The organism is Shewanella schlegeliana (assembly GCF_016765635.1).
Taxonomy (GTDB): Bacteria; Pseudomonadota; Gammaproteobacteria; order Enterobacterales; family Shewanellaceae; genus Shewanella; species Shewanella schlegeliana.
Genome location: NZ_JAESVD010000002.1, coordinates 434,994 through 461,495 on the forward strand (window position 1 = coordinate 434,994; position 26,502 = coordinate 461,495).

Genomic DNA, 26,502 nt, shown 5'->3' on the forward strand with positions numbered 1-26,502 from the left:
TTTATGCCTCCGCCATTGTGCCATCAGTGGCCTTCTTCTTTTGATCAAGAAACACAAACAGCTTTTCAGTAGGCTTAACTAGCATCAATGCCAGTGCCCCGCTAAACAGCACGACTAAGGCCTGCACCACTTGAATCATCTCACGGTCGATATTAGGGTAATCAAATGACAGCTCTGCGCCGCCCTGATACAGCACGCCAAATAGTAGACTGGCTAAGATGATACCGATTGGATGACTGCGACCAATCAAACAAACTGCAATACCGGTAAAGCCATAACCCGCAACAAAATCAAGTTTTAGCTGTTGGCTGTAGCCCTGCACTTCATTCAAACCCATCATGCCAGATAGTGCACCTGAGATAAGCATGACGACTATGATCAGCTTCTTGTAGTTGATTCCGCCATATTCAGCCGCACTTGGGCTCGCGCCCATTGCGCGGATGGCATAACCCCAGCGAGTACGCCACAACAGCGCCCAAACGAGTACACAGCAGATAAGTGCAATAAAGAAGCTTAGGTTCATCGGCGACTGTGAGAAGGAGATCCCAAACCATTGGGTCATCTCATGGAACATAGGCAGACCAGCACTATCTTCAAATACCCGCGATACCGGCGCCATCTGCCCTTCAAGCTTAAGTACGTTTACCAGTAGGTAGACCATTAACGCTGACGCGATAAAGTTAAACATGATGGTGGTAATAACGATATGGCTACCACGGTACGCCTGTAAGTAAGCCGGGATCAACGCAAACAGCGCACCAAACAACATACTGGCAAGCATGGTAATTGGCAGCAATGCCCAGAAAGGCAAGGTACTATCAAGCGCTAAACAGGCAAGCCCGACACCTAAGCCGCCCATATAAGCCTGACCTTCGCCACCAATGTTAAATAGGCCGGCAGAGAATGCCATTGCCACTGCTAAACCGGTAAAGATAAAGTTAGTCGCATAATAAAGCGTATAACCTATCCCCTCTTGGTAACCCAAGGCTCCGCGTACCATCACGCCAGCCGCTTCGATCGGATTCACATCGACCGCAAGGAAAATACCGGCGGCAAACGCAAAGGCAAACATGATATTAATCAAAGGTAAAACAAAAATATTTACCCAAGATGGGATTTTAGAGTCGTTCATATTTGAGCTCCATTATCCGCAACCAGCTCATCAGGCATAATATTTGCCATCATCATTCCTAGAGTTTTCTCATCTGCCTTGCTGGCATCAATCTCACCAACCACATGGCCGTCAAACATCACGATTATTCTGTCAGCAAGTGACATCACTTCATCTAGCTCAACAGATACTAGTAAAATGCCCTTGCCCTGCTCTCGTAACTCAATAATACGTTTGTGAATAAACTCAATCGCACCAATATCCACACCACGAGTCGGCTGACCAATCAACAAGATATCAGGGTCTTGGTCCACTTCGCGGGCAATGATCAGCTTCTGCTGGTTACCACCAGAAAATAGTGAGCTTTTCAGCTTAGGATCTCGCGGTCTAACATCCCACTCATCCATTAAGCGCTTACATTCAGAGGTAATGTACTTAGGCTTATTCAATAAATGGCCGTTGTACTGCGACTGATTATGATGACCAAGAATGGCAGATTCTTCCGCTGTGAAAGACTTGATTAGCCCCATGACTAGTCTGTCTTCCGGGATGTGACCAACCTTAAGTTTGCGCATCTCATCGGCGCAACTAGGGTTGTTAGCATCAATCACCTTACCGCCAACCTTAATTGAACCACGAGTTGGCGTGATAAGGCCGGCAAGTGCACTTAACAGCTCTGATTGACCATTACCAGAGACACCTGCAACGCCAACCACTTCACCCGCCTTAATCTCAATCGACACCTCTTTAAGGCGATCTACGCCCATGGAATCGGTATAGGTAAGGTTATGAGTTGAAAGCAATACTTCAGTTGGATTGGCATCGCTTTTCTCGGCTTTCAGGCGAACCTTACGGCCAACCATTAACTCAGCGAGCTCTTCTTTATTGGTATGAGCTGTTTCTCTATGGGCAACCATTTCACCTTGGCGCATGACCGACACATTGTCAGTGGCAGAAAGGATCTCTTTAAGCTTATGGGTGATCAATAAGATAGTGACACCTTGCGCCCGCAAGGCATCAAAAATATGGAATAAATGCTCAGTTTCTTGCGGCGTCAGAACCCCTGTAGGCTCGTCTAGAATAAGAATTTTTGCGCCGCGATATAGTGCTTTTAAGATCTCGACTCGCTGCTGCAGGCCAACCGACAGCTCTTCAATGAGGCTGTCTAGCGGTACATCGAGTTGGTACTCTTTGGCTAAACGCTCAAGCTCTTTACGCGCCTTTCTCAGGCTAGGCTTAAGTAAGCCGCCCTCTTCAGCACCTAATATCACGTTCTCAAGTACGGTAAAATTATCCACCAACATAAAGTGCTGGTGCACCATACCGATGCCATAACTGATGGCTTCTTTAGAGTTCGCTAGCTTGCGCTCTATACCATCAATTAGGATCTCACCTTTATCAGCGGTGTAGAAACCATAAATGATATTCATCAAGGTGGACTTACCTGCACCGTTCTCACCGATAATACCGTGAATGGTGCCAGCAGGAATTTTTAAGCAGATATCTTTGTTGGCGTGAACAGCGCCAAATCTCTTGTCGATACCACGAAGCTCTAAGGCTACGGGACGCTCATTTGATTTTTCTTTTGCGTGTATGGACATGGTCATAATTATCTCAAATGCCTAAGCAGGCATTGATGACTAAACATTGATCAAATAATGAATTAATAGAAAATTAACTCTTAAAAATTACCACTTATAATAAAGCTCCCAAGTCAAAAACTCAGGAGCTCTTCTATCTTAATACGGCTTAGTATTTACAAGTGTTGTCTTTCATGTAGTCATGAACAACAATCTCACCCGCAATAATTTTCTTAGTGATATCAGCAAGCTTTGCTTCCATCTCTGGAGTAACTAGTGCGCGGTTATGCTCATCTAATGCCCAGTTAACACCGTTTTCTTCCAGACCACGGCTATCGATACCAGCAACGAACGTGCCTTTTTCAGCATCTTTAAATACTTCAAATGTGGCAACACCAACCAACTTAACCATAGAAGTTAGCATTACACCTGGGTGTAGGTAGTTTTGGTTTGAATCAACACCAATTGCGAACTTGCCTTCATCTTTAGCGGCTTGATAAACACCAACACCGGTACCACCAGCTGCAGCGAAGACAACGTCAGCGCCTTTAGTGAACTGGCTCTTAGAAAGCTCAGCACCACGTGCAGGGTCGTTCCATGCGGCAATAGTAGAACCTGTCATGTTTTGGAATACTTCAGCATCTTGACTGATGAACTTCGCGCCCTGCTCGTAACCACAAGCAAACTTACGAATTAGCGGAATATCCATGCCGCCAACAAAGCCAATCTTGTTAGTTTCAGACTTCATCGCTGCAAGTGCACCAACAAGGAATGAGCCTTCGTGCTCTTTAAACACTAGTGATTTAACATTTGGTAGGTCAACAACTGAATCGATAATAACGAATTCAGTTTCAGGGTATTTCTTAGCTACTTTTTCAAGTGCTGAGCCATACATAAAACCAACAACAACGATTGGGCTAAAGCCACGACGTGCTAAACGCTCAAGACCCTGCTCACGCTGCGCATCATTTGAAGGTACGAATTCACGTACTTCAACATCTGAGCTTTCGTTAAACTTCAACACACCATTTTGATAAACGGCTTGGTTGAAAGATTTATCGAACTTACCAGTTGTATCAAAAGCAACAGCAGGCTTAAAGTCTGCAGCAGTAGCAGCAAACGAACACATTGCTAGAGTGACTGCGGCAGCAGTTGCGCTCAGGATTTTCATCATTCTCGTCCTTTATTAGGTGTAGGTATTATTTTTGGTATTATCGACAGCTCTAAGCAGTTAAAACCCCGAGCTCGAAGCCGTCATTTAAGATCAAGAATCCAGAGCTTACAGCAGCTCGGAATAGGATTACTAGTACCCCGAAAGCACACAAACCAGCCAAAACTAGAAAGCCGCCTGTTGTACTTTTAATACAAAAAATCGCCTTTACTTGCGCAAAATCACGCTTTAAATCCCATAAAACCGAGATTAAATAGCGGCACGTCAATAAAGCGAACATTGTCCGCAAAACAGAACACAGCTTCACCATCCAGAAAGGCAATTACCAATAAAATACAAGCAGATAAAGAAGGTAACAAAGAAGAAACGACAAAGAATAAACGCACTGTCTCAGATTTTGAACAATTGAGAGAGTGAATAAAAATTACTAAACTTAAAGTTAAAACAACTTTTTTTAATCATTTAGGTAGCTAAGTGGTAATTTTTTTACTAGAAAAGACAACAGTTAAGCCAAGATTAAAAACAAAAAAATTTTACTAATTTTCCGTTTGTTTGAGATACATCAGTATTTGAAGTCTCACATCACAGGCTAACTGTAGTGGCACAATGGTAAAACCGAATTACTGAACTCATAGAAAACACCTCCCTCCATCGGAGTTGCCGAAGTACGTTGGAAACTCTTTATAAACCAGAGTCGCGTGATACCGACAGGGATGTCGGTGTAGCTTTCGCGGGGCAGGCAGTTCCTTGGCATCCTGCCATCACGGCATTTGTGAATCCATTCACATCAGATGTCCCATCGGAAGCGTTAGGTTATTTCGAATAAGTACGAGGCCCGTATCTAATGCATGTAACTTCGTCGGGGCGGCTCGGACTCTTTATAAAAGAAATGGTCAAGAGGGGGGAGCTGTTGTCCCCCTTTTGCCCGAGTGTGAGCTGGAAGCTCACGACTTGAATTGTTAGACGCAGTCTAACTTAAAGGTCAGGCGCAGCCTGATGCATTGTCAATGTGGAGCGAAGCACCACGACCTTTATCAAACGAAGTTTGATTGCATTAATCGTTAAGTAACTAAACGCCAAAGTAGCAGATACAAAAAAGCCTCCATCTACAAGATGAAGGCTTTCAATTTAAAGGTTAACTTTAAGAGAAACTCTGAAGTTAACCTTTAGCTAACTAACAATCTAAGATTAGTTTTTCTTAGAGTACTCAGCTGCATTCTCACCAGCCATTCTACCGAAGGTGACGATATCAGAGATAGCGTTACCACCTAGACGGTTAGCACCGTGAACACCACCAGTTACTTCACCTGCGCCGTATAGGCCTGGGATAACTTGCTGCTTAGCGTTCATGATTTCAGCTTTAGAGTCAATCTTCACGCCGCCCATAGTGTGGTGAACACCTGGAGTCACTTCGATTGCGTAGTAGTTACCTTCGTTAAGGGCACGAGGTAGGTTTGGACGACCAAAGTCTGTGTCCTTACCGCTCTTAAGTTGGCTGTTGTAGCGCGCAACAGCTTCAGTTAAGTTCTTACCATCAATACCAGTCTTCTCACCTAGTTTAACTAGTGAGTCAGCACTTGGAACAACACCTAGACCGATGTACTTATCAATCTTACTTAGAGACTTACGTACAGAGTCATCGAAGATTAGGAACGCAGACTTACCAGTTTGGTTCAAAATCGCTGCAGAAGCCTTATCACGAGTGGTGATTTCGTTGACGAAGCGCTTACCTTCACGGTTAACCAAGATAGCACCGTTACCACGAACCGCTTCAGTGACCATCACACCACCTTTAACAGATAGCGTTGGGTGAGCCTGGATGTACTCAAGGTCTGTCATCGCAGCACCCGCATTACCTGCTACGTCGATACCGTCACCAGTCGCACCTGGTTGGTTAGTAGAGATAAAACCTTTTAGCTTAGGATCAAGCTTAGATACACGCTCGTTGTTCTTAGCAAAACCTCCTGTTGCTAGGATAACGGCATCAGCTTTAATCCAGTAGTAACCCTTGTACATACCTTTAACGAGTAGACCTTCAACATTGCCTTTGTCGTCTTTAAGGATTTCAATACCACGGGTGTTCATACGCATATCGATATCGCGCTTAACAGCGTTATCGTAAAGCACTTGGATTACGTGAGCACCAACACCTGCACCACCCGTTGGACGGTGTGAACGGTTAGCCGATGCGCCGCCCATACGACCTACGTCGTTAAGGTCTGCACCCATCGCGGTCAACCAATCAACTGAACCTTTAGAGTGAGAAGTTAATACTTCAACTAACTCTGGCTCGTTAATGTCACGGCCACCTTTCATGGTGTCTTTGTACATAGACTCAACGCTGTCTTTGATACCCTTAGCTTTTTGCTGATCGGTCCAAGCGGCGTTCATACCACCGGCTGCTAACTTAGCATTACCACCGATGACTGGTTCTTTCTCAATTAGTATCACTTTAGCGCCGTTATCAAAAGCAGATACAGCAGCAGAGAAACCTGCACCACCAGAACCGACAACCACGACATCAACGGTGTCACGTGGTGCTTCAGCTAGCGCCGCCGCACGGTCTGATTGGTCTTTTAATAATTCATCGATGCTTGGCTCATGACGTTCCCACTTCTTAGTGTATGGCATGTCAAAGTCGAAGCTATGGCAAGAATCACAGTAAACCATCGATTTTTCGTGAGCGCTGTGACAAGAAGTACAAGCCACATCGCCAGGGAAATGAGATTCATGGGCATTGTAGTGCTCATGTTTAGTTTCTTCAGCAACTTCAGCAAGTGTACCGTGACAAGCTACACACTGTTCGTTCTCGTAGGTTAAGCTATCGTTTGAAAGCTCACCGTCTGGCATGTGGCAGCTATCACACTCTTGGTTTTCACCGTGGAACTCTGCCAAGTTATCAGCAGCAATAGCGTTAGACATAAAGCCTGCTGAGCCTAGAAGTGTTGCGATACACACTGCTTTTTTAAAGTTTTTCATCTCATTTCCTCGCCTTTTTATTGCTGCCTGCAGCAGCGCAAAAAGCTATCACGTTATATTTGACGGTCATTAACGCCGTCTTAAATACTCAATTCGAGGTAATTTTCTGCCTGAAGCCGCCAGCCTTCAACAACATCTCTTGAATGACTCAAGAAACTGACCCCTCGGTCACAGCTTACAAAAGCGGTCATGCAAAGATGCATAACCTCATAGGCAGTTATGCAAAAATGCATAGTGCAGGGTTAACAAGATCACATATCTTGTTTACGGCGACCCATTAGGCAGAGTCCCTGAGCAAAAACGGATATGAAGCGCAGCTAAGCTAATGAATTTCAGCATGATTAAGCTCTTTAACTAGCCCTGCTAGTTAAAGAGCAAATCGAGAAACCCCGCACAGTTATCTTGTATAAGCTCATGCTAAGATTCCATTATGAAAATATTTGTTAACTTAATTTGCACTCTTTTTACGCTTTGTGCTCTTTGCTTATTGGGGCTATCGTTGCCATTACATGCCGCCGAGCCCTATGAGAATCATAGTATAATCTTCGGCGTTCACTCTAAAACCGCACCACTTGAGTGGCGTAACAATGGTGTCGACCAAGGCTTTAACCTTGAACTGATGGACCGCATCGGTCAGCTTATGGGTAAGCGCATCATTATCCGCCGTAAGAGCTTCCAGCAACTTTTAAAAGACGTGCACGACCGTGACTCACTCATTGATGTCATCGCCGTAGTCAGCCCTATTTCCATCGACCGTGAGCTGAGCCAGTCTGACCCCATCTATGCCACCCACGCCAAGGCCTATACCTTACAGGGTAAGTCCTTTATCAACGGCTGGAACGATCTAGCGGGCAAACGCGTCGCCATCAAGAAAGGTGCCTTTGTCGATGTTTATATCTCAGGTAAAGAGCAGGATTTTACCCGCGTCGATGTCGACCTCTATGAAACTGGCTTTCAGCAGCTGATTAAAGGGGAAGTCGATGTGGTGATCGCCGAGAACTTCGTTGCCAGACGCCTAATGCCGCTGTATCCCTCAATCCGTAGCTCCAGCGATCCGCTGATCTACGGCGCATTTAACTTTGTCAGCAACTATAAGAATGCTGAGATGATGGCGCAGATCAACGATGCCCTGAGACAACTTAAGCTCTCGGGTGAATATGACCATCTGGTCAATAAGTGGTTTGGTACTGGTCGCGAGAAGGTTGACCTTAACTCTGCGCAGAAAAGAATGCTGTCGCTGGCTATTTTTGTCAGTCTAATCTCCGCCGTGGGTATGCTGTTAACAGGCTTTATCAGCCTGAGTCTGCGCAAACGATCCAAGGCGCTTAAGGTGGAATTGGCTCATAGAGAAAAAGCCGAACGAGCCATCTCTAGCCTGTCCAAGCAGTTCCAGTCGGTACTCAACGGTATTCCTCACGGTGTCACCCTGTTCAACCGTGATCTTGAGTGTCTGTGGAGCAATGACAATAATAACGACCTGCTAACCAATCCCGAGTTTCACTATATTGATGGGGAGACCTTTAACTTAGGCAATGCGCTCTGTGATGCCCTAGTCGAGCAAAAATCGCAAAAAGCCGATATGCAGATTAACAATCAGTATTGGCAGCTACAGCTTCATCCTATTAGTAAGCAACAGGTGGTGATATTGCTAGAAGAGGCTACCGAGCAACATAGATTGCGTCAGGCTAACGATGAAGCCAGTCGACTCGCCTCATTAGGCGAGCTATCGGCAGGCATTGCCCATGAGATCAATAATCCCACCGGCATTATCATTCACTCAATCGCCTTTATCAGCGATGCCCTAAAAGATCTATCTGAAGCGAGCAGTCATTACCAGAAACAGAACCCATTTTGGACAGTGGCAGGACTACCACCGGATCAGGCCATGGGTGAATTAGACTTAAGCAGCCACTCGATAGAGGAAGGCGCTCAACGCATTAGCCGTATCGTTAACGATCTTAAACGCTACGCGCTGCCGACCTTGGCCAACGAATATCGAGCGATTAGCCTCAATGAAGTGGTTGAAGTATCACTGCGCCTCACCGCCAACCAGACCAAGATATTTAATGTCACAACTGAGCTGCTGACTCCGAGCCCTATTGTGATGGGCGATGCGCAGCAGTTGCATCAGGTGCTGATCAATCTGATCCAAAATGCCTGCCATGCAATAAGGCAAGATGCCGACTGCTATGAGTGCAAGGAACACATCAATATTAAAACCTGTGTCGAAGACAAACATATCTGTCTAATCGTCAGCGATAAAGGCACAGGTATGGATAGCGCCACACTACAGCGTATTACCGAGCCTTTCTTTACCACCCGCCGCTCAAGTGGTGGCACTGGACTGGGGCTTTCTGTGTGCAGTCGCATCATTAAAGAGCATAAAGCCGACATGCAGATCACCTCACGCCTTGGTAAAGGCACAGTGATAAAAATTCGCTTTCCGTTGGAGTATTAATCTTGTGACTGAAAGTACTGTCACTAAAAGTGCTGTGACTAAGAATGCGCTGATTCACAAGCCAAGGTCATTCACTCATTAACTTGAATGACATGCTCTGGAATTAAAAGCCTCAGAGGCTCTGAACTGAACAGATATTTATTAGGATTGCTATTATCATGAAACTTGCTAGAAATATTCTCCTCGTTGACGATGAAGCCACTTGGTTAAGAACACTCTCTATTACCCTTAATCGCCTCGTGCCTGAAGCGACTATCGATACTTGTGTCGATAGCCGTCAAGTGATGAGTCGGTTACAGACGGGTGACTATGCCTTAGTGCTACTCGATCTCACCATGCCGTTTCACTCCGGTGAAGATCTACTGGAGATGATCCGCAAAGAGTTTCCTAAGACCCGCGTCATCATAGTGACTGGTGTCAACGAGGTCGATACCGCGGTGCGCTGTATCAAGAACGGGGCCTATGACTACTTTATCAAGACAGACAAGGTCGATGATCTGGCTCGCACCGTGCGCCGTGCGCTTGAAGTCGTCGGTCTTGAACGTAACTATCTGCGCATCAAAGAGAGCTTTTTGAGCCGCACCTTAAATCGTCCCGATGTGTTTAATAACATCCTCACCTGCGAGCCTGCGCTACTGGATCAGTTTCGCTATCTGGAGGCGGTGGCATTAAGCCCAGAACCAATCCTGATCCAAGGTGAAAGCGGCACAGGTAAAGACGAGTTTGCCAAGTCTTGCCATCAGCTTATCTGCGCCGATGCCCCCTTTGTTAACGTAAATTTGGCCGGGATCAGCACTTCGGCATTTGAGCTACAGTTATTTGGCCAGCTTCACACTGGCGAAGATGGGCAGATCAGCGCCCAAGCCGGGGTACTGCATCAGGTGCAGTCAGGACTACTGTATCTGAATGAAATTGGCGACCTGCCCATTGAAGCCCAAGCTAAGCTTGTGGATGTGATAGAGCATAAGCAGTATTACCCAATCGGCAGCGACAGAGCCTATCCCGTGCTGTGCAAAATCATCACCTCGACTCAGCACGATCTATTGGCTCTAAATCAGGCAGGCAAATTTAGAAGCGATCTACTCTATCGCCTGCGCTCACACACCATCAAGCTACCACCGCTAAGGCAGCGCAAGCTAGATCTGTCTATGCTGATCAACCACTTCATTACCCTTGCCGCCAAAGAGATGGGACTGTCCGAGCCACAACAGCCTGCCTCCCTTGCCCAGCAGCTCAGCGAATATGATTTCCCTGGCAACCTGCATGAACTTAAGGGGATGGTGTTTGACGCCGTGAGTCGCAGTGACGGTATCCTGCTGAATATCACCCCCTTTATGGAGGCGATAAACCAGAGTAAACCAGATAATAGCAGTGACAGCGACCAGCTTATCTTCCCCAAGAGTCTGCCGACCTTAGCGCAGATGAGTGACGCGCTCATTCAAGAGGCGATGAATCGCACCGCCAATAACCAAACCGCTGCGGCGCAGATGCTTGGCATAAGTCAGAGTGCTTTGAGCCGACGAATCACCAAAGAAAAATAAGAGACAAGAGCTAGAAAACAAAAATGCCAGCAAGTTGCTGGCATTTTTTATCTTCAAACCGTAAGTGTGAGTCTGCTGCCGCTAGGCTTAAACTTGGGCCTGTACTTGTGTTTGAGCAGGTGCCAACTTAGCGTCTGCATCCTTTTCGGTTTCATTAACTATGGTCAGTACCGCAGTGTCACCCACTACGTTACACGAGGTCAGTACCATATCGATTAAGCGGTCTAGAGCAGCCACAATTGCGAACGCTTCGATAGGTAATCCCATCTGATGAATAAGCACACCAATCATCACCATACCGCCACCTGGTACGCCACCAGCGCCTACAGACAGCAGGAAGATGCTAAATAGCAATGCAGGTAGCTGCTCCATCGAAATTGGGGCGCCAAATGCATTGGCCACGAAGAAGATAGCGATAGTGATATAAATTGATACGCCGCCCATGTTCATGGTCGCGCCGAGCGGTACACCAAAGCCAGCAACAGAGCGATTAACCCCTAGCTTTTCGGTTAGCGTACGCATAGTCACTGGAATGGTCGCATTAGAACTCGCAGTCGACAGTGAAAATAAAATCTGTTCGCGAGTCTTAGCGCGGAACTCTTTTGCTGAAGTTTGAGTAAACAGACCGACTGCAAATGGGTAGACCACAAAAATCCACAGCAGTAATAGGCCGATGATCAACACTAAGTATTCAACCACACTGCCAAAAATTGCCGCTTCCAGTGTCGCGCCAAGCTTTAGCATCAAAGCAAAGACACCGATAGGCGCGAGTTGCATCACCACACTGATCAACTTCATCATGATCTTGTTCGCCACTTGGAAGCCACTTACCGCGCTTTGCGCCGCTTCGCCAAGAGACTTAATTACGCCACCAAGTAGTAGCGCCATAAAGATAACTTGTAGCATGTTACCCGAACCAAATGCGCTAATCGGGTTGCTCGGTACGATACTGACAATCAAATCGACAAGATTTGGTAACTCTGTCGCGACGATATCAACCCCACCACCGCTAGACATATCCACGCCCTTGCCTGGTGCAAGCAGCAATGCTACGCCTAATGCCGCGAAAATAGCCACTAAGGTGTTGATAATGTAGAAGCCGAATGTCTTTCCGCCTAGGCGACCGAAGCTATTGAGATCTTTAAGCTCGCACACGCCACAAACGATACTAACGAAGACTAAAGGTACTACGAGCATCATGATCATATTGACGAACATAGTGCCAGCGCCTGAGGCTAGCTCGACAATGGTGCCAGAGAAGAAACCGATATCTGCGAGGAAGTATTGAATAATAGAGCCCAAAATAAGCCCTGAAAAAAGACCGATAAAGATCCGGGTCGAAAGTGATTTTGTCATTTGCTTGCCTTATTGGGACATGTCTTAGCGCATGCCTTCTATTGCCTTCAATCTTGATGAAAACTTGATTTTCATCTCGTTGTGGCAGGGATAGTGAAACATGCTGGCAAGAATTTCAATCTAAAAGGGAGAAATAGTTTTTGAAACAGCTTGATAACCCCCTAAAGGCAGACATCGCAAACATCTGTTTTAATTAGAATAAAAACCATAAACCACAAAGCGACATTAGGCACAACTTTTACACTGGCAACATTTCGATATCATTTTAAGTACGAAAACTTAAAAACTACACAGTTAATTACGCCAAACATAGTCAACACAACAGATGATTAATCTAACAATTACACCTTGAAAAGAGATAACCGTTACCAGCAAGCAAATACACCGATTAATGCTCATAAAAAAAGCACCTTTAAAAGGTGCTTTTTTTGTATCATTTACAGATCTGGCCGCCATAAGTTAAAACCTGTTAGCTCACGCTAAACACAGGTTATTACGCCAACCACAGCTCCACATCTTTGATGATAAAGTTACCACTGTATACGGGGTCTGGCTCACCGATATGCTCAAGCTCGAAGTAACTGCGATGCTCCTCTGGCAGCCCCTCATAGCCACAGATCACCTGATACAGCCATGACTCTCTGTCCCAAGGTAACTGCTGCTCGTCAAGGTACTCCAGCGCCGACTGACTCTTGCCCGAGTCGATAACCGCGCAGAAATAACCATCTACCGCCAACTTAAGCGGGTTATCTGGGATATCGAAATCTTCCGCTTGGGTAAGGTCGACTGAAACATCTTGCTCACGCAGCGCTCCAACATCATTTAAGCGGTCGATACGCTTAATGTTAGAGACAATCTCAAGCAGCTCTGGCTCTAAGCTGTGGTTATGCACGTCAACAGCCGCCGGAGCCAGCAGTGGCTCGGCAATATTAAACAGTGCCGGAAGCTGCTTGTGGCTAACATGATCTGCAGGCTTGTAGTCTGGATGCAGATCGGTATAAAGCAACCAGCCTTTTAGCAAACGAGTACGGCCACGAATTTGACGGAAACGGCCAAGTAGCTCAAGCAGACGCGCCTGCACCACACTCAGCTCCTGAGTACAATCACTCAAGGTTTCCTGTAGCGTGGTTACCAGCAGCTTTCTTAACTCGCGAATATCACCGGCTATCTCACCGAGTTCGCTAAACTGGAAAATCTCAAGGCCGTTTAATAGCTCTGTGACTTGGCTCTGGGCCAACTCGTTCTCACGGATTTTAGCGTTGATGCTGCCCACATAACCAAACTCGTTATTGATACGGCTCCACAGCACACGAATCGAGTAACGCAGGCCATCGGCGAAGCTATACACATGCTCACTCAAATCGGCAAGATAAGCCTCTGAGGCACTGAAATCCACATTATGACGCGCCTCTTTATAGTGGTCGGCCAAGGTCTTGATGGTGGCCAGTGACGAGCCTACATTGGAATCTATCTGGCGGTTACGCTCATCGCTCAAGGCTTCTTCCAGCAAAGCACGTACCGAGCGCTTAAGACGTAGCTCCTGCTCTGGCTCTGGTCGCCATAAAATATCGCTCTTTTGCAGCTTATCGATGGCAGAGGCGTTGCTCTCATCGATTGAAACTGAGCCGGACAAGTAAACGTCCATCACCAGCTCAGCATGACGCCCTAACTGCTTGAGCAGCTTAACGCCTGCTTGATGCAAGTTACTGCTCATATTAGATCAGATCCCTTTGGGTTGCGGTCTCAGCCTGGGCTTCAAGGCTTAAGCCTTCGGTCTCGTCGATAAAGCGGATCACCTCATACAGATAATCCAGCTTACCGGTGGCGATATAGATCTGCTTCTCGCTATTCGGGCGAGTCAGATATCCCAGCTCCACCAAGCGTTTAAACACCAGTTTTATCTGGGCATCCACGTTAGTACTGGTAGAGCCAAATAGGCGGTAATGACTGATCTTAGCCAGCTGCTCACGAAACGCAGGGGTATCTTCGATACGGGTTTGCAGCTCGGTTAAACGCACGGCAACGCCTTCAGATAACGGTGCATCTTGGCCACTGCCCTCTTGCACCAATACCAGCCACTCCACCAGCGGAATAAGCGCATTACAGATATCTTTAAACTGTGATGAGATCACCTTGCGCTCACTATCGCCTAGCTGCTGATAGCCGCAGAAGAACACTTCACCTTCACCTGCCGAACCTATGGTGCGGTTGATCTGATTCAGATACTGCTCAACATGATCACGCGTCGATGGGCTCTTTAGTGCACGCCAGCCATCTTCGTCTGTGGTGCGACAGATAAACTCACCTTTGAGCAAACGTTCAATAAGGGCGCTAGTACCAACGATGGTGGTTTCGGTTGCTTGGCTCATTACACAGCCTCCTGAGTGCGTCGCTGATTAAGTTTCTCGGCGATAGGATTAACTTGAGGCTTAACCACCTGCAGTTTCTTAGTTTGTTTGTTGATGATGTAACGGTTCGAGAACAGGTTTAACACCTCTGACTCTGGGTTCGGGAACGCACCCAAGACTGAGATATTGTTATTCTCACAGGCATCGAAAATCTTCTTCACGTTACCGTGGTGCAAGGTGCCGAGTTCATCGATCGGCCAGTGAATGGTTACCTCGGCGCGGCCACGTAGCAAACGGGTAAACGCCAATAGGAACTTACATAAGATCAGGTAAGCCATACCGTGACTCGATGACTCATTAAGCTGTCTGTCGGTGCGGATAACTAAGTCGCTATTGCCCTCTTTTAGGCGCAGCTCAATTTCAAGCAGCTTAGCGATACCACCAGACAGGGCTGCGCGACCGATAATGTCTAACGCGCGGCGCATACTATTAGTGTAATCCTCACCCGGCAAGTCGTTAAAGCCGTCCGCCTTCCAGCGCTTAAATGCCTTCACGAATAGCTCTAACTCAGGCCAGAACTCTAGCTCACTAATGCGCGAGCGGATCTTAACCGCAGATTCAGATACGCCATCGAGGAACAGCTCTTCACCCACTTCACGGGTAATGCGCGCACTTTGCGAGGCGATGCGGCGGTCGATATCGGCCAGTACATCATAGAAGGCCGTCAGATCGACACCGAAAATACGCCCCTGCTCACGCAGCGCCATAATTGACTGCGGCACCATGACGTTGAGTAACTGCTCAAGCTGTGGCACTAGCTTGCGGTAATCTAGGATGCGGATGCCTTTGTCGTTAACAAAGCTCGACTCTTCACGGGCGCGCTCCCAAGTCTCAGATAGACCCGAGCCAGACTTGCTGGCGATCACCGAGTCAAAGTGCTCAACATACTGCTTCACCGACCCCATTAATGAGTCGCGTTTCAGTAGCTGATCTTCACCTTGGCGCAGACGCTCAGACAGACTGCCCTGAGCATCATCATTACTGGCTGGTAGCTTCAGTTCACTGAGTTTACGCATCACGCTGCGCAGCTTAGTTAAGTTTTCTGAGGCCTCAATTTGAACCGCATCAGAGAGCTTACGCTCGCCATCTAACTCGTTGCGTTTAGCCTTAACTTCGTTGGCCTTGCTCTTAAGCTGCTGCTCCAGATCGAGACTCGCATGCTTAACCTTGCTCAGCTCCGACTGCAGCTTAGGTTTACGCTTAAGCCAAGTGTGCTGGTACCAGTCTTCATAGCGCAGTACTTCGCTGCGGCGTTGCTCTGCCTTAGAGATATTGCTCTCTAGGGTACGAATTTCTGCCTTAAGGGCGACAATCTTAGCTTCGTCGACACCGCGAGACTTAAGCTCATTCTTGTACCACTGCTCACAAGCTTTTTGCTCGCTTGCTGCATGCTCACGGCGGCTTTGAATATTGCTCTTAACTTGATTTAGCTGGCTGTCTAATGCGCCAACCACCTCTTGCCAGTAAGCATTCTTCTCCATGCGCGCTTCGAGCGCCTGCTCTTTTTGCTCTTCGAGCCACTCTTGTTGCTGGCCTTGAAGCTGCTTAATATCGCTGTCGATACGGGCAAGCTGCTTTTGTGACGCAGCTTTACGCTCGTTTAGCGCAAGATTTATCTTCTCCTGCTCGGCGCGCTTGTCATCAAACAGGCGACGCAAGTCATCACGGCTATTTTTGTAAGCCGTGCGAGCAAACGTCAGCTCACGCAGTAGCTTATCGAGCTCGGTGTTGCTGGCAACTAAGATATCTTCCGCTTCGGCCTGTAGCTCTTTGGCGCTAGACAATGCCTCTTCTGCGGCGGCATGTTTAACACGTAGCTCTTGCTCTGAGGCGGCATACTCCGGCGCGTCGATAGCTTTTAAGTCCAGCGTGATACCGTATAGGGCTTCTAAGTTTTCATTGCTAATGCTTGGGTGCAGATCGCTACGGTGCAGTAACTCTGAGTTAATCACCTTACCTAAGGTGTTTTCCCAGCCACAAGCTTCTTTGCGAAGAAACTCAAGCAGAGTGTGCGACTGTGGGAACAGCATATGGGTCAGCTCTTCAAGCTCACTCTGGCGCTCGGTTACGCGAATTCCGGCAACACGCAGGCTTTCGTTGGCCTGGTCGCGCTTGGCTCTGAGCTTGCGCTCCTCGCTCGATAAGCGGTCAACCTTGGCATTACAGGCTTCTTGCTCTTCATCGGCGCGGGAGATGCGCTCATCGAATACCGCTAGGGCCAGCTTCTCCTCTTCTGAGTAAGTCACGCTGTCAACGCGCACCTTTAGCTCGGCGGCATTGACCTTAAGCTGATAGGCTTGCTCGCTAAACTGTGCCTGACCTTTCTCGGTCGACTCACGCCACTGCGCTTCTAGCTCTGCGAGCTCGCTACGGCCAATCTCTCTTTGCTTATCACGGGATTCACGTAGGCTATCTTGCTCTTGATGCAGGTTTTCTAGCTCGCGGTTAAGGCCTTCACCAATCTTACTGCGACGGGCATTGTAAGCGGCTTCAATATCTTGATGCTTCTCGGTTTGCAGCTTATGACGCTCGCTTAGGTTCTCTAAGCTACCGCGCCAGCTTGGAAGCTGCTCTAGATCTAATTTGGCCTGCTCGATATCGGCATCTTGGAAGCTGGCATGCTGATCTTCAATCGAGTCCAGCTCATGCTCGCACTTAGCCACATCGCCCTTGGCGGCAGACAGGTCGAGGTTCAACTCGTCACGCTGCTCCTTCCACTCTTCATCGAGTTGGCGAAGCTGGGCATTTAACGCCTTAGACAGGTCTTGATGGTGCTCTTGGCGCTCAATCTCGGTGGTTTCATCTTTGCTGTAGCCACGGCGCAGACTGGCAAGGCGTTGCTCGGTGCTCAGCAGTTGGTCAAACTCCTGCTCTAGCTTTTCAAACTCGGGGCGAATTTGCTCAAAACCTTGAATTAACTGGCTCTCACGGATCCAGGCTTCAACGCGCTGTGGATTAAGGCGTGAGCTTGGCGGATTAACCCCGTCCTCCTCTAGAATAGCGGCGATCATCGACTTGATCGTTTCCATCTTGCCCTCTTTCGAGTGCACCGCTTTAGCCAACTTTTCGATATGGCGTAGAGAGTGCTCGGCCTCACACAGGGAGAACTGACGCGCATAGTTGCGCAGCTCATTACGGTTGCTGCCGGTGCTCAGTAGCGCGCGATCATTTTGGATAATGGCTCGATATTCGCGGGTGTTCAGCAGGTTGGTCACCGCCACCCCGGCGCGTTTCATCTCGCGGCCAAGTTCAGCCATAGTAAAGCACTGAATACTATCGCCCTGCTTAGTCTTGATATAATCCTCAAGCTCAAAGCCCTTGGCAATAAAGCGGTAGTTAACCCCTTTACCATCACCAGCTGATGCTAGCACCGCCTGATAGGCTAAGCCATCTGACTTGATATATTCATAGATGATAAAGCTTGAATCATGGGGCAAGTACCAGCGCTCGAAACTGTCACGGGTTGATGGCACCACTCGACTCGGGTATTCACCATAAAAAACAGGGACCAGACGCTGCAAGGTGGTTTTACCCGATGCGTTAGTACCACAAATATTGGTGTGGCCATCCAAGGCCAGTTCTACCACGCCAGGTAGGTGAGTATCGATAAGTATGATGCGATTTAAGCTTGGCATTGCATTCCTTAATCCAAACAGAGCCGTAACGGTAAGCACTGTGGGCTTACATTAAGCTAATAATGTTTAGGTCTAATGTTAGGGCTAATATTAGGGCTATAAAAGTTTTGATGGTCACTAAATTAAAGGAAAGCGCTACGCTTGGCAATTATGCCAAAGTGACTAAAGCGGCGGTTTCGGTAACCAAATATCAGAAGCGAGATCATACGCCATTTTTAGGCATTTTAATGCTCAATCAATCGGCAGTTAACAGGCGACAGCATCGTCTAAAACCTTTAGCCTTTTCGAAAAAACAGCCCATTAAAAAGCCCATCTCACTGATGATGAGACGGGCTGGTTGCAACATTGTATAACCTATTGAATTACCTTGAACTTTAACTGTTACAGTTCAGTCGGCTAATTGCAATATTTACGCCTTAAGCTAATGTGCTTTGAGTGGCGAGGGCTTGCTGCTTAGCAAAATATTTGCGAGTTTCTTTTAAGATCACGTGTCTAAGGCCAATAATCGCAATCAAGTTAGGGATCGCCATCAAGCCGTTTACGGTGTCGGCTAGCATCCAAATCAGATCTAAGTGAATGAAGGCGCCACCCGCGATTAAGCCTAAGAAGGTAAATTGATACAACTTAACGCCCTTCTCACCAAGACGGCTTCCCGTTAGGTAATACCAACAGCGTTCACCGTAATAATGCCAACCTAGAATCGTGGTAAAGGCAAAACACACTAGAGCGATAGTCACCACGTATTGACCGACAATGGCTGAACCACCCGCAGCAAATGCCGCGCTCGTCATGGCTGCACCAGCAGTATCCCCACTCCAAACGCCGGTAATAATCAACACTAAACCTGTCATGGTACAGATCAAAATAGTATCGAAGAAGGTTCCCGTCATGCTCACAAGACCTTGCTCAACCGGTTCGTTGGTCTTAGCCGCTGCTGCTGCAATTGGTGCGCTACCTAGGCCCGACTCATTGGAGAACACACCGCGAGCAATACCGATCTGCAGCGCTTGAGCAACCGTCGCACCTAAGAAACCACCCGCAGCAGAGATAGGCGTAAAGGCTGAATGAATAACCAGCTCAAACGCTGGAATGATCTGATCGCTAAAGGTAAACAGTACCCACATACAGGCCAGCACATAACCCAGCGCCATAGTCGGTACTAGCTTTTGCGCCACGTTCGCGATGCGCTTAACACCACCCAGTGTCACCGCCGCCACCATTAGCGTTAAGACAACCGCCGTAACCCAAGATGGCACCTCAAAGGCGATAGTCATGGCATCACTGATGGCGTTAACCTGAGCAAAGGTACCAATACCGAAAAACGCCACACCGACACCGAAGATGGCGAAGATCTTAGCTAACCACTTAAGGCCAAGTCCGCGTTCGATATAATACATAGGGCCGCCAGCGATATTACCTTTGGCATCGGTAGTGCGATATTTTACCGCCAGCATACATTCGGCGTACTTAGTCGCCATACCGAAAAAGGCCGCAAGCCACATCCAAAATAGCGCGCCTGGTCCACCAATTTTAATCGCGGTGGCTACGCCGACAATGTTACCGGTACCGATAGTGGCCGATAGCGCAGTACATAGCGCCGCAAAAGAGGATAGGTCGCCCTTTCCGCTTGCTGGTTTAAACAGTAAACTTAATGCCATAGGCAATTTAGTGACTTGTAAAAGCTTCAGTCTAACGGTGAGATAAAGGCCGGTTCCAACCAATAAGCACAGGGTTACGGGTCCCCAGACAATGGCATTGATATCGGCTAAAAGCGCGTGAAAGTTCATGGTATTCCTCGAGTATTAAACAACAAGACTCTTTTAATAAGAGTTATTAATAATCGGAGGAGGAAAAGAAATGGCTGTTGCTGGCACTAGCCGATTGCAACGAGCGATAGAGTCCACCTAGCTTCACTAAACGTGAGTTAGGTAGAAAAAGGCGCAGCGACAAACGACAGTGACTTTATGTAGTTACGATTAATAACTAGCACAGTCATCCTCTCCTCTGTCCTTTTGCCTGAGCGTTTCGCGTTAGCTCAATATAGGGCTAACACTTTCGCCTTCGGCGCTGTGTGACAATTAAGCTTTCGAACACTTAGCTGCTCACAGTCTCTCCAGAGGCTCGTCCAGTAACAGTCCTCACCACTATGTGGCACCTGAAAGAGTGCTTTGTTTGGCTTAAAGCCATCACAAAGTTGCCTCGTCGGTGTGGGGTTACTCCCCACTCTCCTGCTACCTTCATCCGAACGGATCCCCGCCCTTGTCTAACCATTAGGATCAGCAAGTGGCAGGGACAGATAGAATGCGCTCTCAGTTCGCTTGCAGCAAGTGAGCTTAGTCACATTTTTAACACTCGCCGTTCATTCGCACACTTTTAAATCAAGTTGTCGCTATTTCGTGCTAAAAACTAAAGTTCAAATGCCCAAACTAAAAAGCCACTCAAGCCAAATGGTTTAAGTGGCTTGAGTGGCATTGAATTTCTAGAAGGACTAGGAGGAACCATGGGGATAGTGTTTAAGAAAATGCGACTCGGCGGCTCTCGTAGGCATCGCACATCTGCTGCGCCGCTTCCTCTTCATATGGACGTAAGCCACTCATCACTAGCGTTTTGACACCAGTGCCCACGACAGTATCACCGCTGAGCAGCTCAAAGGTTAGCGTCACATCGCCGCGCTTACCTTCAATCTCGAGTTCTTGCTTAACCAACTTCAAGCTCACTTCGGTAAAGTCTAAGGTAGTTAAATCAAACGACATGCTCTCGTAGATCACCAATGGACGAGCCGGATTAATCATCATCTGATGCTGCTTCATCATAGGCACTAAGATGTGCATGAAGTTAAGACCAGAGAATGCCACGTACTTACGGATAAACGACTCTATTTGTGTCTCGCAGTGACGCACATCACCACTGCGATGTACCTCGAGATAGCACTTATCTTTGTCATCGCGAATGTCAAAGTCTTCTGCGACCGCATCAGGAAACTGCAGTTTGACACCGTCTCCCACCATACCGGCAAAGTTGAAGGTCATCTTCTGGCTTAAGCCATATTCATTCAATACTAAGGCAAAAAGCAGATCCCCTGGCACACAAAAACGCTTGGCCGCAACATCATGGATAGGATTGAAGTCTTGTGCGACGCCTTTGGCAAAATCACTAGCCTGGGTAGGAGTGATAGATACAGATTGATTTTCTTTTTTAAAATAAGAACTTAGAAACATATTCACTCAAACATCTTGTTAGCCATAAAAATGACCCGACAGTGTATACCAAGATTTGATTTTGACTCACCCGATGACTTACTCACCCATAGTGGCCTTTGCCATAGTTGAGCGTTAACAAATGTAAAGATTTACACCATTAAGTTAATTTCAAGCAACGAAGGCTAAGATCTTGTTGAAAATGAGAATGAATACCATTAAGATTCCGCAAAATTATTCGAAGCCTATACCCAATTGGGAGTTTCTATGCCGCACCGTAAAACACGTTCCTTAAGTTTACTTTCAACTGCACTACTCACCGCGCTTTCGCCTCAAATCATGGCACAGGAATCAGACTCCCAGCCGACCATGGAACAGATCAGTATCTTTGGTAAGCAAAATCCGCTCAATACCGTTCCTGGTAGTGCGCATCAGATCAATCAGGCCGAGCTGGATAACTTCAAATACACAGATATCATGCGCACACTTGCTAGCATTCCTGGCGTATATATCCAAGAGGAAGATGGTTACGGTTTAAGACCTAACATAGGCATGCGCGGTACAGGACAGAACCGTTCTGAAAAAATTACCATCATGGAAGATGGGGTATTAGCAGCACCAGCCCCTTATGCCTCCCCCGCCGCCTATTACTTCCCAACACCCGGCAGAATGCAATCTGTTGAGATCCTAAAAGGAAGCTCGACCGTAAAATATGGGCCTAGAACCACAGGGGGCGTGATCAATATGCTCTCTCGTCAGATCCCAGAGGAGGAGTTAGCGGGTAAAGTCGATGTTGCAGCGGGCCAAGATGGTTTCGGTAAGCTACACGCCTATGCCGGTGGGCAAGGAGAACGAGTCGGTGCGGTAGTGGACTTCTATCGCTATCAAGCCGATGGCTTTAAACATATCAATGGAGTCGGTGGCAACACTGGCTTTGAAAAAAACGATGCCCTAGCTAAAGTAAGCATTCGCTCCGCAGACGATGCCAAATATGCGCAGGTGCTAGAGTTTAAGCTGAAGTATTCAGATGAGGTTTCAAATGAAACCTACATGGGATTAACCGATGCCGATTATGAAGCGACCCCCTACGCTCGTTACTCGGCCTCACAAAAAGATGTGATGAACACTGAACATAAGCAGCTGCAGATCAACCATATTATTGACTTTAGCGACAACCTTACCTTAGGTACCACAGCCTATTACAACGATTTTGCTCGTAACTGGTATAAAGCCGATCAAGTCGACGGGCTTAAACTCAGTAAAGGTGGTATCGAAGCGGCCTCTGCATTTGATAAAAACCCATCAATGGGGCCAATGGATGTACGCGTTAAAGCCAATAATCGTGGCTATATTTCACAGGGGATTCAGACTGAACTTAACTGGTATCTCGATAACCATGATCTGGCCTTTGGCGCTCGCTATCATGAAGATGAGATGGATAGATTCCAGTGGGCCGATCATTATGCTCTAGACTCAAATCAGGTGATGACTTTAACTGAGAGCGGCACTCCCGGCAGCGACTCTAACCGCGTAGATAGCGCCGAGGCCTTAGCGCTCTACGTTCAAGATAAGATCCAGTTAGGTGACTTCAATATTACCGCTGGCGTTCGCTATGAAGATGTGAAGACCAATCGTACCGACTGGGGTAAAGATAATCCTGGCCGCGAAGGTCAACCAAATAAAGATATCGACAACAGTTTTTCAGCAACCTTACCTTCGCTGTCGGCAACCTATCAGGTAAACAGCGATTTCTTAGTACTTGCTGGAGTTCAGAAGGGGTTTGCCCCCGCCTCTCCTGGTAATGCCGATAAAAAAGAGGAGCAGAGCTGGAACTATGAGGCTGGTGCCCGATATAACAGTGGCGATCTTAGCTCAGAGGCGATCTTCTTCTATAGTGACTACAGCAACATGCACGGCGAATGTACGGCATCTATCGGCTGTGACGATGACAATATTGGTAACCAATACAATGGTGGCAAAGTTGACGTTAAAGGCTTGGAATTCAGCTTGGCTTATAGCTTTAATACCCAAAACGATTTCAGCTTTCCTGTAAAGCTTGCCTATACCTATACAGATGCCGAGTTTGCTAATAGCTTTGAATCAGATTTCGATCCATGGGGGGATGTGAAAAAAGGAGATAAACTTCCTTATATCGCAGAAAACATGCTGTTTGCCTCAGCAGGTGTCAAGGCAGATAGCTGGGAGCTAACAGTTGCAGCCCGCTATACCGATGATATACGCACCAAAGCAGGCCAAGGTGAAATTGCGCCTGAAGATCTGATCAAAGCCAAAACCATTGTCGACTTATCGGGTCGTTACTTTATCAGTGAATCACAGGAGCTTTACCTCACCGCTGAGAACCTATTTGACAAAAAATATGTCACCTCAAAAGTCTATGGTTCCAACTTTGTGGGCAAACCATTAACAGTCTCTGTAGGCTATACATATAAGTTTTAATCCAAACTAAAAAAGGTGAGCATCAAGCTCACCTTTTTTGTAACTTAGTTGGAAGCGAAAGAAGGGTTTAGCTCTAGGTTCTAGGTTCTAGGTTCTAGGTTCTAGGTTCTAGGCTCTAGGTGCGAGAAAAAGCTAAGACAAGAAAGGCCGAATAACAGCCGATAGAGGCTAAGACGACACAAGCCGGAAGAGCAAAACCATATCTATCCAATCAATTAGTCACACTTTTACTTTTCTTTATCCTAGAACCAGCTTATTTAAATCTAGGTCGGCATTTATGTCGTCATTCTTGATGGGCTAACCTACATCAAAAACATTTGCAGGCTCTTAACGGTATAGCAGGACGTAGTCCGCTCTAGCCGTACAGCGTCCTCGCAGCGAGTAGGCTAGCGCTCTAGACTTTTGAGATTCTAGCAAGATAGAGTAAAGCTAAAACAATAACAAAATACGGAAGTTAACCTGAATAACTTCGAGTAAAACCACGCCATGTAACGGCACAATATAACTTCAGTTATCAGGCATGTTCTCTGTTGCACTACAGGCGCTAATGCAAGGATCTGCTTATAGTATTGCCTATAGTACATAGGAGTAAATATCACTACTCTTGTCATTAAAAACAGTGCTAAATTATAGTTACCAATCGCTTTATCAATGGCAGAGTAATTAATGAATTTTAAAGTCAAAATACTAGTGACTAGTTTGTTATGTCTTAATATCAGTGGCTGTGAATATATCGACAATATATTGCACCCTGACGATGGTGATGAAGTGATCGTCGATAAAAACTTCAGAAGTGATGCGCTACAACTCGGCTTATCTGATGACACCATAACCCGCTTATGTACAGCGACAAATAAGATTAGCGTTAAATGCATTACCGAACTTAATGTTGATACAAGTCAACAAGAAGTCAGAGTTGAATACGCTTACAACAATGTTATTCAGAAAAATAATTACGCCAAAAGCACGGTTGCCAGCCGAGTTATTTTTCATCTGCCCGCAGACGGTGCCACTGCCAATATTGAATTTGAAAACAGCCGAGCTTACCAGTTCAATGATGGTTATCAGTACACATGGCAAGAACCCACTGATTTTGCTACCGCTGATTTGGTAAATGACGCCAAAGAGTCGATTGCAGCACTCGCTAATTTATCAGTGATAATTCGAGTATCTGATTCTGAACTATCAAATATTTCAGCAGCTTCAATAAGTAATGATGATTACTCGTTAACTGAAGCGCAAGACTTGATTAATGCAGCCAACACAGTGTTATTTCCCGAATTAATCGTCAATGTCACCAGTAGCGAACTAACAGTGCCCACTGATGCATCATTTGCGATGTTTACGGCAGGCCAGCGTGCTATTTTAGCTGATTATTCTTCAGTTTTTTCAACCGCGATAGAACAAAGCTGGTTCTAGGTTCTAGGTTCTAGGAAAAGCAAGGTTCAAACTAAGACGGGAAAGGCCGGATAAGAGTCGATAGAGGCTAAGACGACACAAGTCGGAAAGCAAAACCATATCTATCTAACTCAATTGGTAACACTTTTGCCTTTCTTTATCCTAGCACCTGCTTTTCCTAGAGATTTCTTTAATTGTAGCTCGGCATTTTTGCCGTCATTCTTGATGAACTAAAGCCCAAACCACATCAAAAAGCAGAGCCAAACTAAAACAATAAAAATGGATGTTAAAATGAACATAGACGTGCTCCACGATGAAAATCCAGCCATTTTTGATGCCTTGGTCGATGGCGTTCGGCAGCATAACTTGGCCCATATGGGGCCAGAGAAAAGCAAACCGTTAGCGGTTGTGGCTTATGATGACACTGGCAAGCTCATTGCTGGTGTCGCGGGGTGCACTATCTATGACAACTTCTTGATTAACGTGGTGTGGGTCGATGAAAGTGTCCGAGGCACAGGCCTTGGTCGCAAGCTTATGCAGCAAGCCGAAATTGAAGCCAAACAACGGGACTGCACCATGGCACAAGTCGATACCCTCTCCTTTCAGGCGCCACTCTTTTATCAAAAACTTGGCTTTGAAATTATCGGTACCGTGCCCTGCACAGCAAGAAGCCCCGAACGTTATTTTTTATTGAAGAGGTATTAAAAGTTTAAAGGAAGGCGCTAGGCAAAGCAGGTTCTAGGTTCTAGGAAGAGCAAGGACGATAAAAGCAGGGAAAGATAAAGCGCGAAAACCAAAGATAACAGCCTGACGCTTTTGGCTTTTGCTTTTCCTAGCTGGGCTTCAGCCCGTCCTCGCAGCAAAGCGCCCTACGTCCTAGCCCTTCTTTTAATGTAGGTCGGCATTTATGCCGTCATTTTTGATGGGCTAAAGCCCAAGCTACAACAAAAACATATGTTGGCTCTTGACCGTATAGCAGGACGAAGTCCGTTCTAGTAGCGAAGCGTGTTCGCAACGAGCTTACGAGTGCTCTAGACGGCTTAGGTTCTAGGTTCTAGGTTCTAGGTTCTAGGTTCTAAAAAATAGAACATAACAGCTTAGGCAAAACTGCAGCACTGCTCACAAATCACACACTCCACGCCCAGCACCATCACTTCCACTCTCGCCAAAAATTCCGTTTAGGCGTAGACTTGCCGCCCTTTGAATTTTGG

The 26,502-nt window shown here is 46.8% G+C and carries 15 protein-coding genes and 1 riboswitch; of the genes, 5 read left to right on the forward strand and 10 right to left on the reverse strand.

Annotated features, from left to right (window positions below; all coding sequences use genetic code 11):
- Position 1: 1 nt before the first annotated feature.
- The 4 genes from JMA39_RS04920 to JMA39_RS04935 all read right to left on the reverse strand — a co-directional run bounded on the left by JMA39_RS04920 (position 2) and on the right by JMA39_RS04935 (position 6,841).
- Positions 2-1,132: an ABC transporter permease gene (locus JMA39_RS04920; RefSeq protein ID WP_202720702.1), complete on the reverse strand. Its 1,131-nt coding sequence runs from the start codon at positions 1,130-1,132 to the stop codon at positions 2-4.
- Positions 1,129-2,718: an ABC transporter ATP-binding protein gene (locus JMA39_RS04925; protein WP_202720703.1), complete on the reverse strand. Its 1,590-nt coding sequence runs from the start codon at positions 2,716-2,718 to the stop codon at positions 1,129-1,131. Before JMA39_RS04925 ends, JMA39_RS04920 begins: the two co-directional genes overlap by 4 nt.
- 142 nt (positions 2,719-2,860) lie before the next feature.
- The gene (locus tag JMA39_RS04930; protein ID WP_202720704.1) at positions 2,861-3,865 is read right to left on the reverse strand and encodes a BMP family lipoprotein; all 1,005 of its coding nucleotides are present in this window, start codon (positions 3,863-3,865) and stop codon (positions 2,861-2,863) included.
- Positions 3,866-5,050: 1,185 nt separating this feature from the next.
- Entirely contained in the window at positions 5,051-6,841 is a 1,791-nt protein-coding gene (locus tag JMA39_RS04935) for a flavocytochrome c (RefSeq protein WP_202720705.1), read from the reverse strand.
- A 430-nt stretch (positions 6,842-7,271) separates the two neighbouring features.
- On the opposite strand from JMA39_RS04935, the gene JMA39_RS04940 reads away from it, so the two are divergent.
- Together JMA39_RS04940 and JMA39_RS04945 are read left to right on the forward strand one after the other, a co-directional pair.
- Positions 7,272-9,299, forward strand: coding sequence for an ATP-binding protein (locus JMA39_RS04940; protein ID WP_202720706.1), 2,028 nt, complete (start codon positions 7,272-7,274; stop codon positions 9,297-9,299).
- 158 nt (positions 9,300-9,457) lie between these two features.
- Complete coding sequence (locus JMA39_RS04945; protein WP_202720707.1) at positions 9,458-10,840, forward strand: sigma-54-dependent transcriptional regulator; 1,383 nt, start codon at positions 9,458-9,460, stop codon at positions 10,838-10,840.
- A gap of 87 nt (positions 10,841-10,927) precedes the next feature.
- Here the strand turns inward: JMA39_RS04945 and JMA39_RS04950 are convergent, their stop codons facing one another.
- The 6 genes from JMA39_RS04950 to JMA39_RS04975 form a co-directional block, all read right to left on the reverse strand.
- Positions 10,928-12,196, reverse strand: a complete 1,269-nt coding sequence (locus JMA39_RS04950; protein WP_202720708.1) for a dicarboxylate/amino acid:cation symporter — start codon at positions 12,194-12,196, stop codon at positions 10,928-10,930.
- A 493-nt stretch (positions 12,197-12,689) separates the two neighbouring features.
- Positions 12,690-13,910: a phosphoenolpyruvate carboxylase gene (locus tag JMA39_RS04955; RefSeq protein WP_202720709.1), complete on the reverse strand. Its 1,221-nt coding sequence runs from the start codon at positions 13,908-13,910 to the stop codon at positions 12,690-12,692.
- A 1-nt stretch (position 13,911) separates the two neighbouring features.
- Positions 13,912-14,565 (reverse strand): hypothetical protein, encoded by a 654-nt coding sequence (locus JMA39_RS04960; RefSeq protein WP_202720710.1) that lies wholly within the window; start codon positions 14,563-14,565, stop codon positions 13,912-13,914.
- Entirely contained in the window at positions 14,565-18,239 is a 3,675-nt protein-coding gene (locus JMA39_RS04965) for an ATP-binding protein (protein ID WP_202720711.1), read from the reverse strand. Before JMA39_RS04965 ends, JMA39_RS04960 begins: the two co-directional genes overlap by 1 nt.
- 416 nt (positions 18,240-18,655) lie before the next feature.
- Positions 18,656-20,026 carry an alanine/glycine:cation symporter family protein gene (locus JMA39_RS04970; protein WP_202720712.1) on the reverse strand — a complete coding sequence of 457 codons (1,371 nt, stop codon included), beginning with the start codon at positions 20,024-20,026 and terminating at the stop codon, positions 18,656-18,658.
- 207 nt (positions 20,027-20,233) lie between these two features.
- A riboswitch (glycine riboswitch) is annotated at positions 20,234-20,366 on the reverse strand.
- Positions 20,367-20,752: 386 nt separating this feature from the next.
- Positions 20,753-21,457, reverse strand: coding sequence for a DUF3581 domain-containing protein (locus JMA39_RS04975; protein WP_202720713.1), 705 nt, complete (start codon positions 21,455-21,457; stop codon positions 20,753-20,755).
- Positions 21,458-21,703: 246 nt separating this feature from the next.
- Here JMA39_RS04975 and JMA39_RS04980 point away from each other — a divergent pair, with 246 nt between their 5' ends.
- The 3 genes from JMA39_RS04980 (at position 21,704) to JMA39_RS04990 (ending at position 25,996) form a co-directional block, all read left to right on the forward strand.
- Positions 21,704-23,893, forward strand: a complete 2,190-nt coding sequence (locus tag JMA39_RS04980) for a TonB-dependent receptor family protein (RefSeq protein ID WP_202720714.1) — start codon at positions 21,704-21,706, stop codon at positions 23,891-23,893.
- Positions 23,894-24,559: 666 nt separating this feature from the next.
- Entirely contained in the window at positions 24,560-25,312 is a 753-nt protein-coding gene (locus JMA39_RS04985; protein WP_202720715.1) for a hypothetical protein, read from the forward strand.
- Between the two features lie 270 nt (positions 25,313-25,582).
- Positions 25,583-25,996 (forward strand): GNAT family N-acetyltransferase, encoded by a 414-nt coding sequence (locus tag JMA39_RS04990; protein WP_202720716.1) that lies wholly within the window; start codon positions 25,583-25,585, stop codon positions 25,994-25,996.
- Positions 25,997-26,502 lie beyond the last annotated feature (506 nt).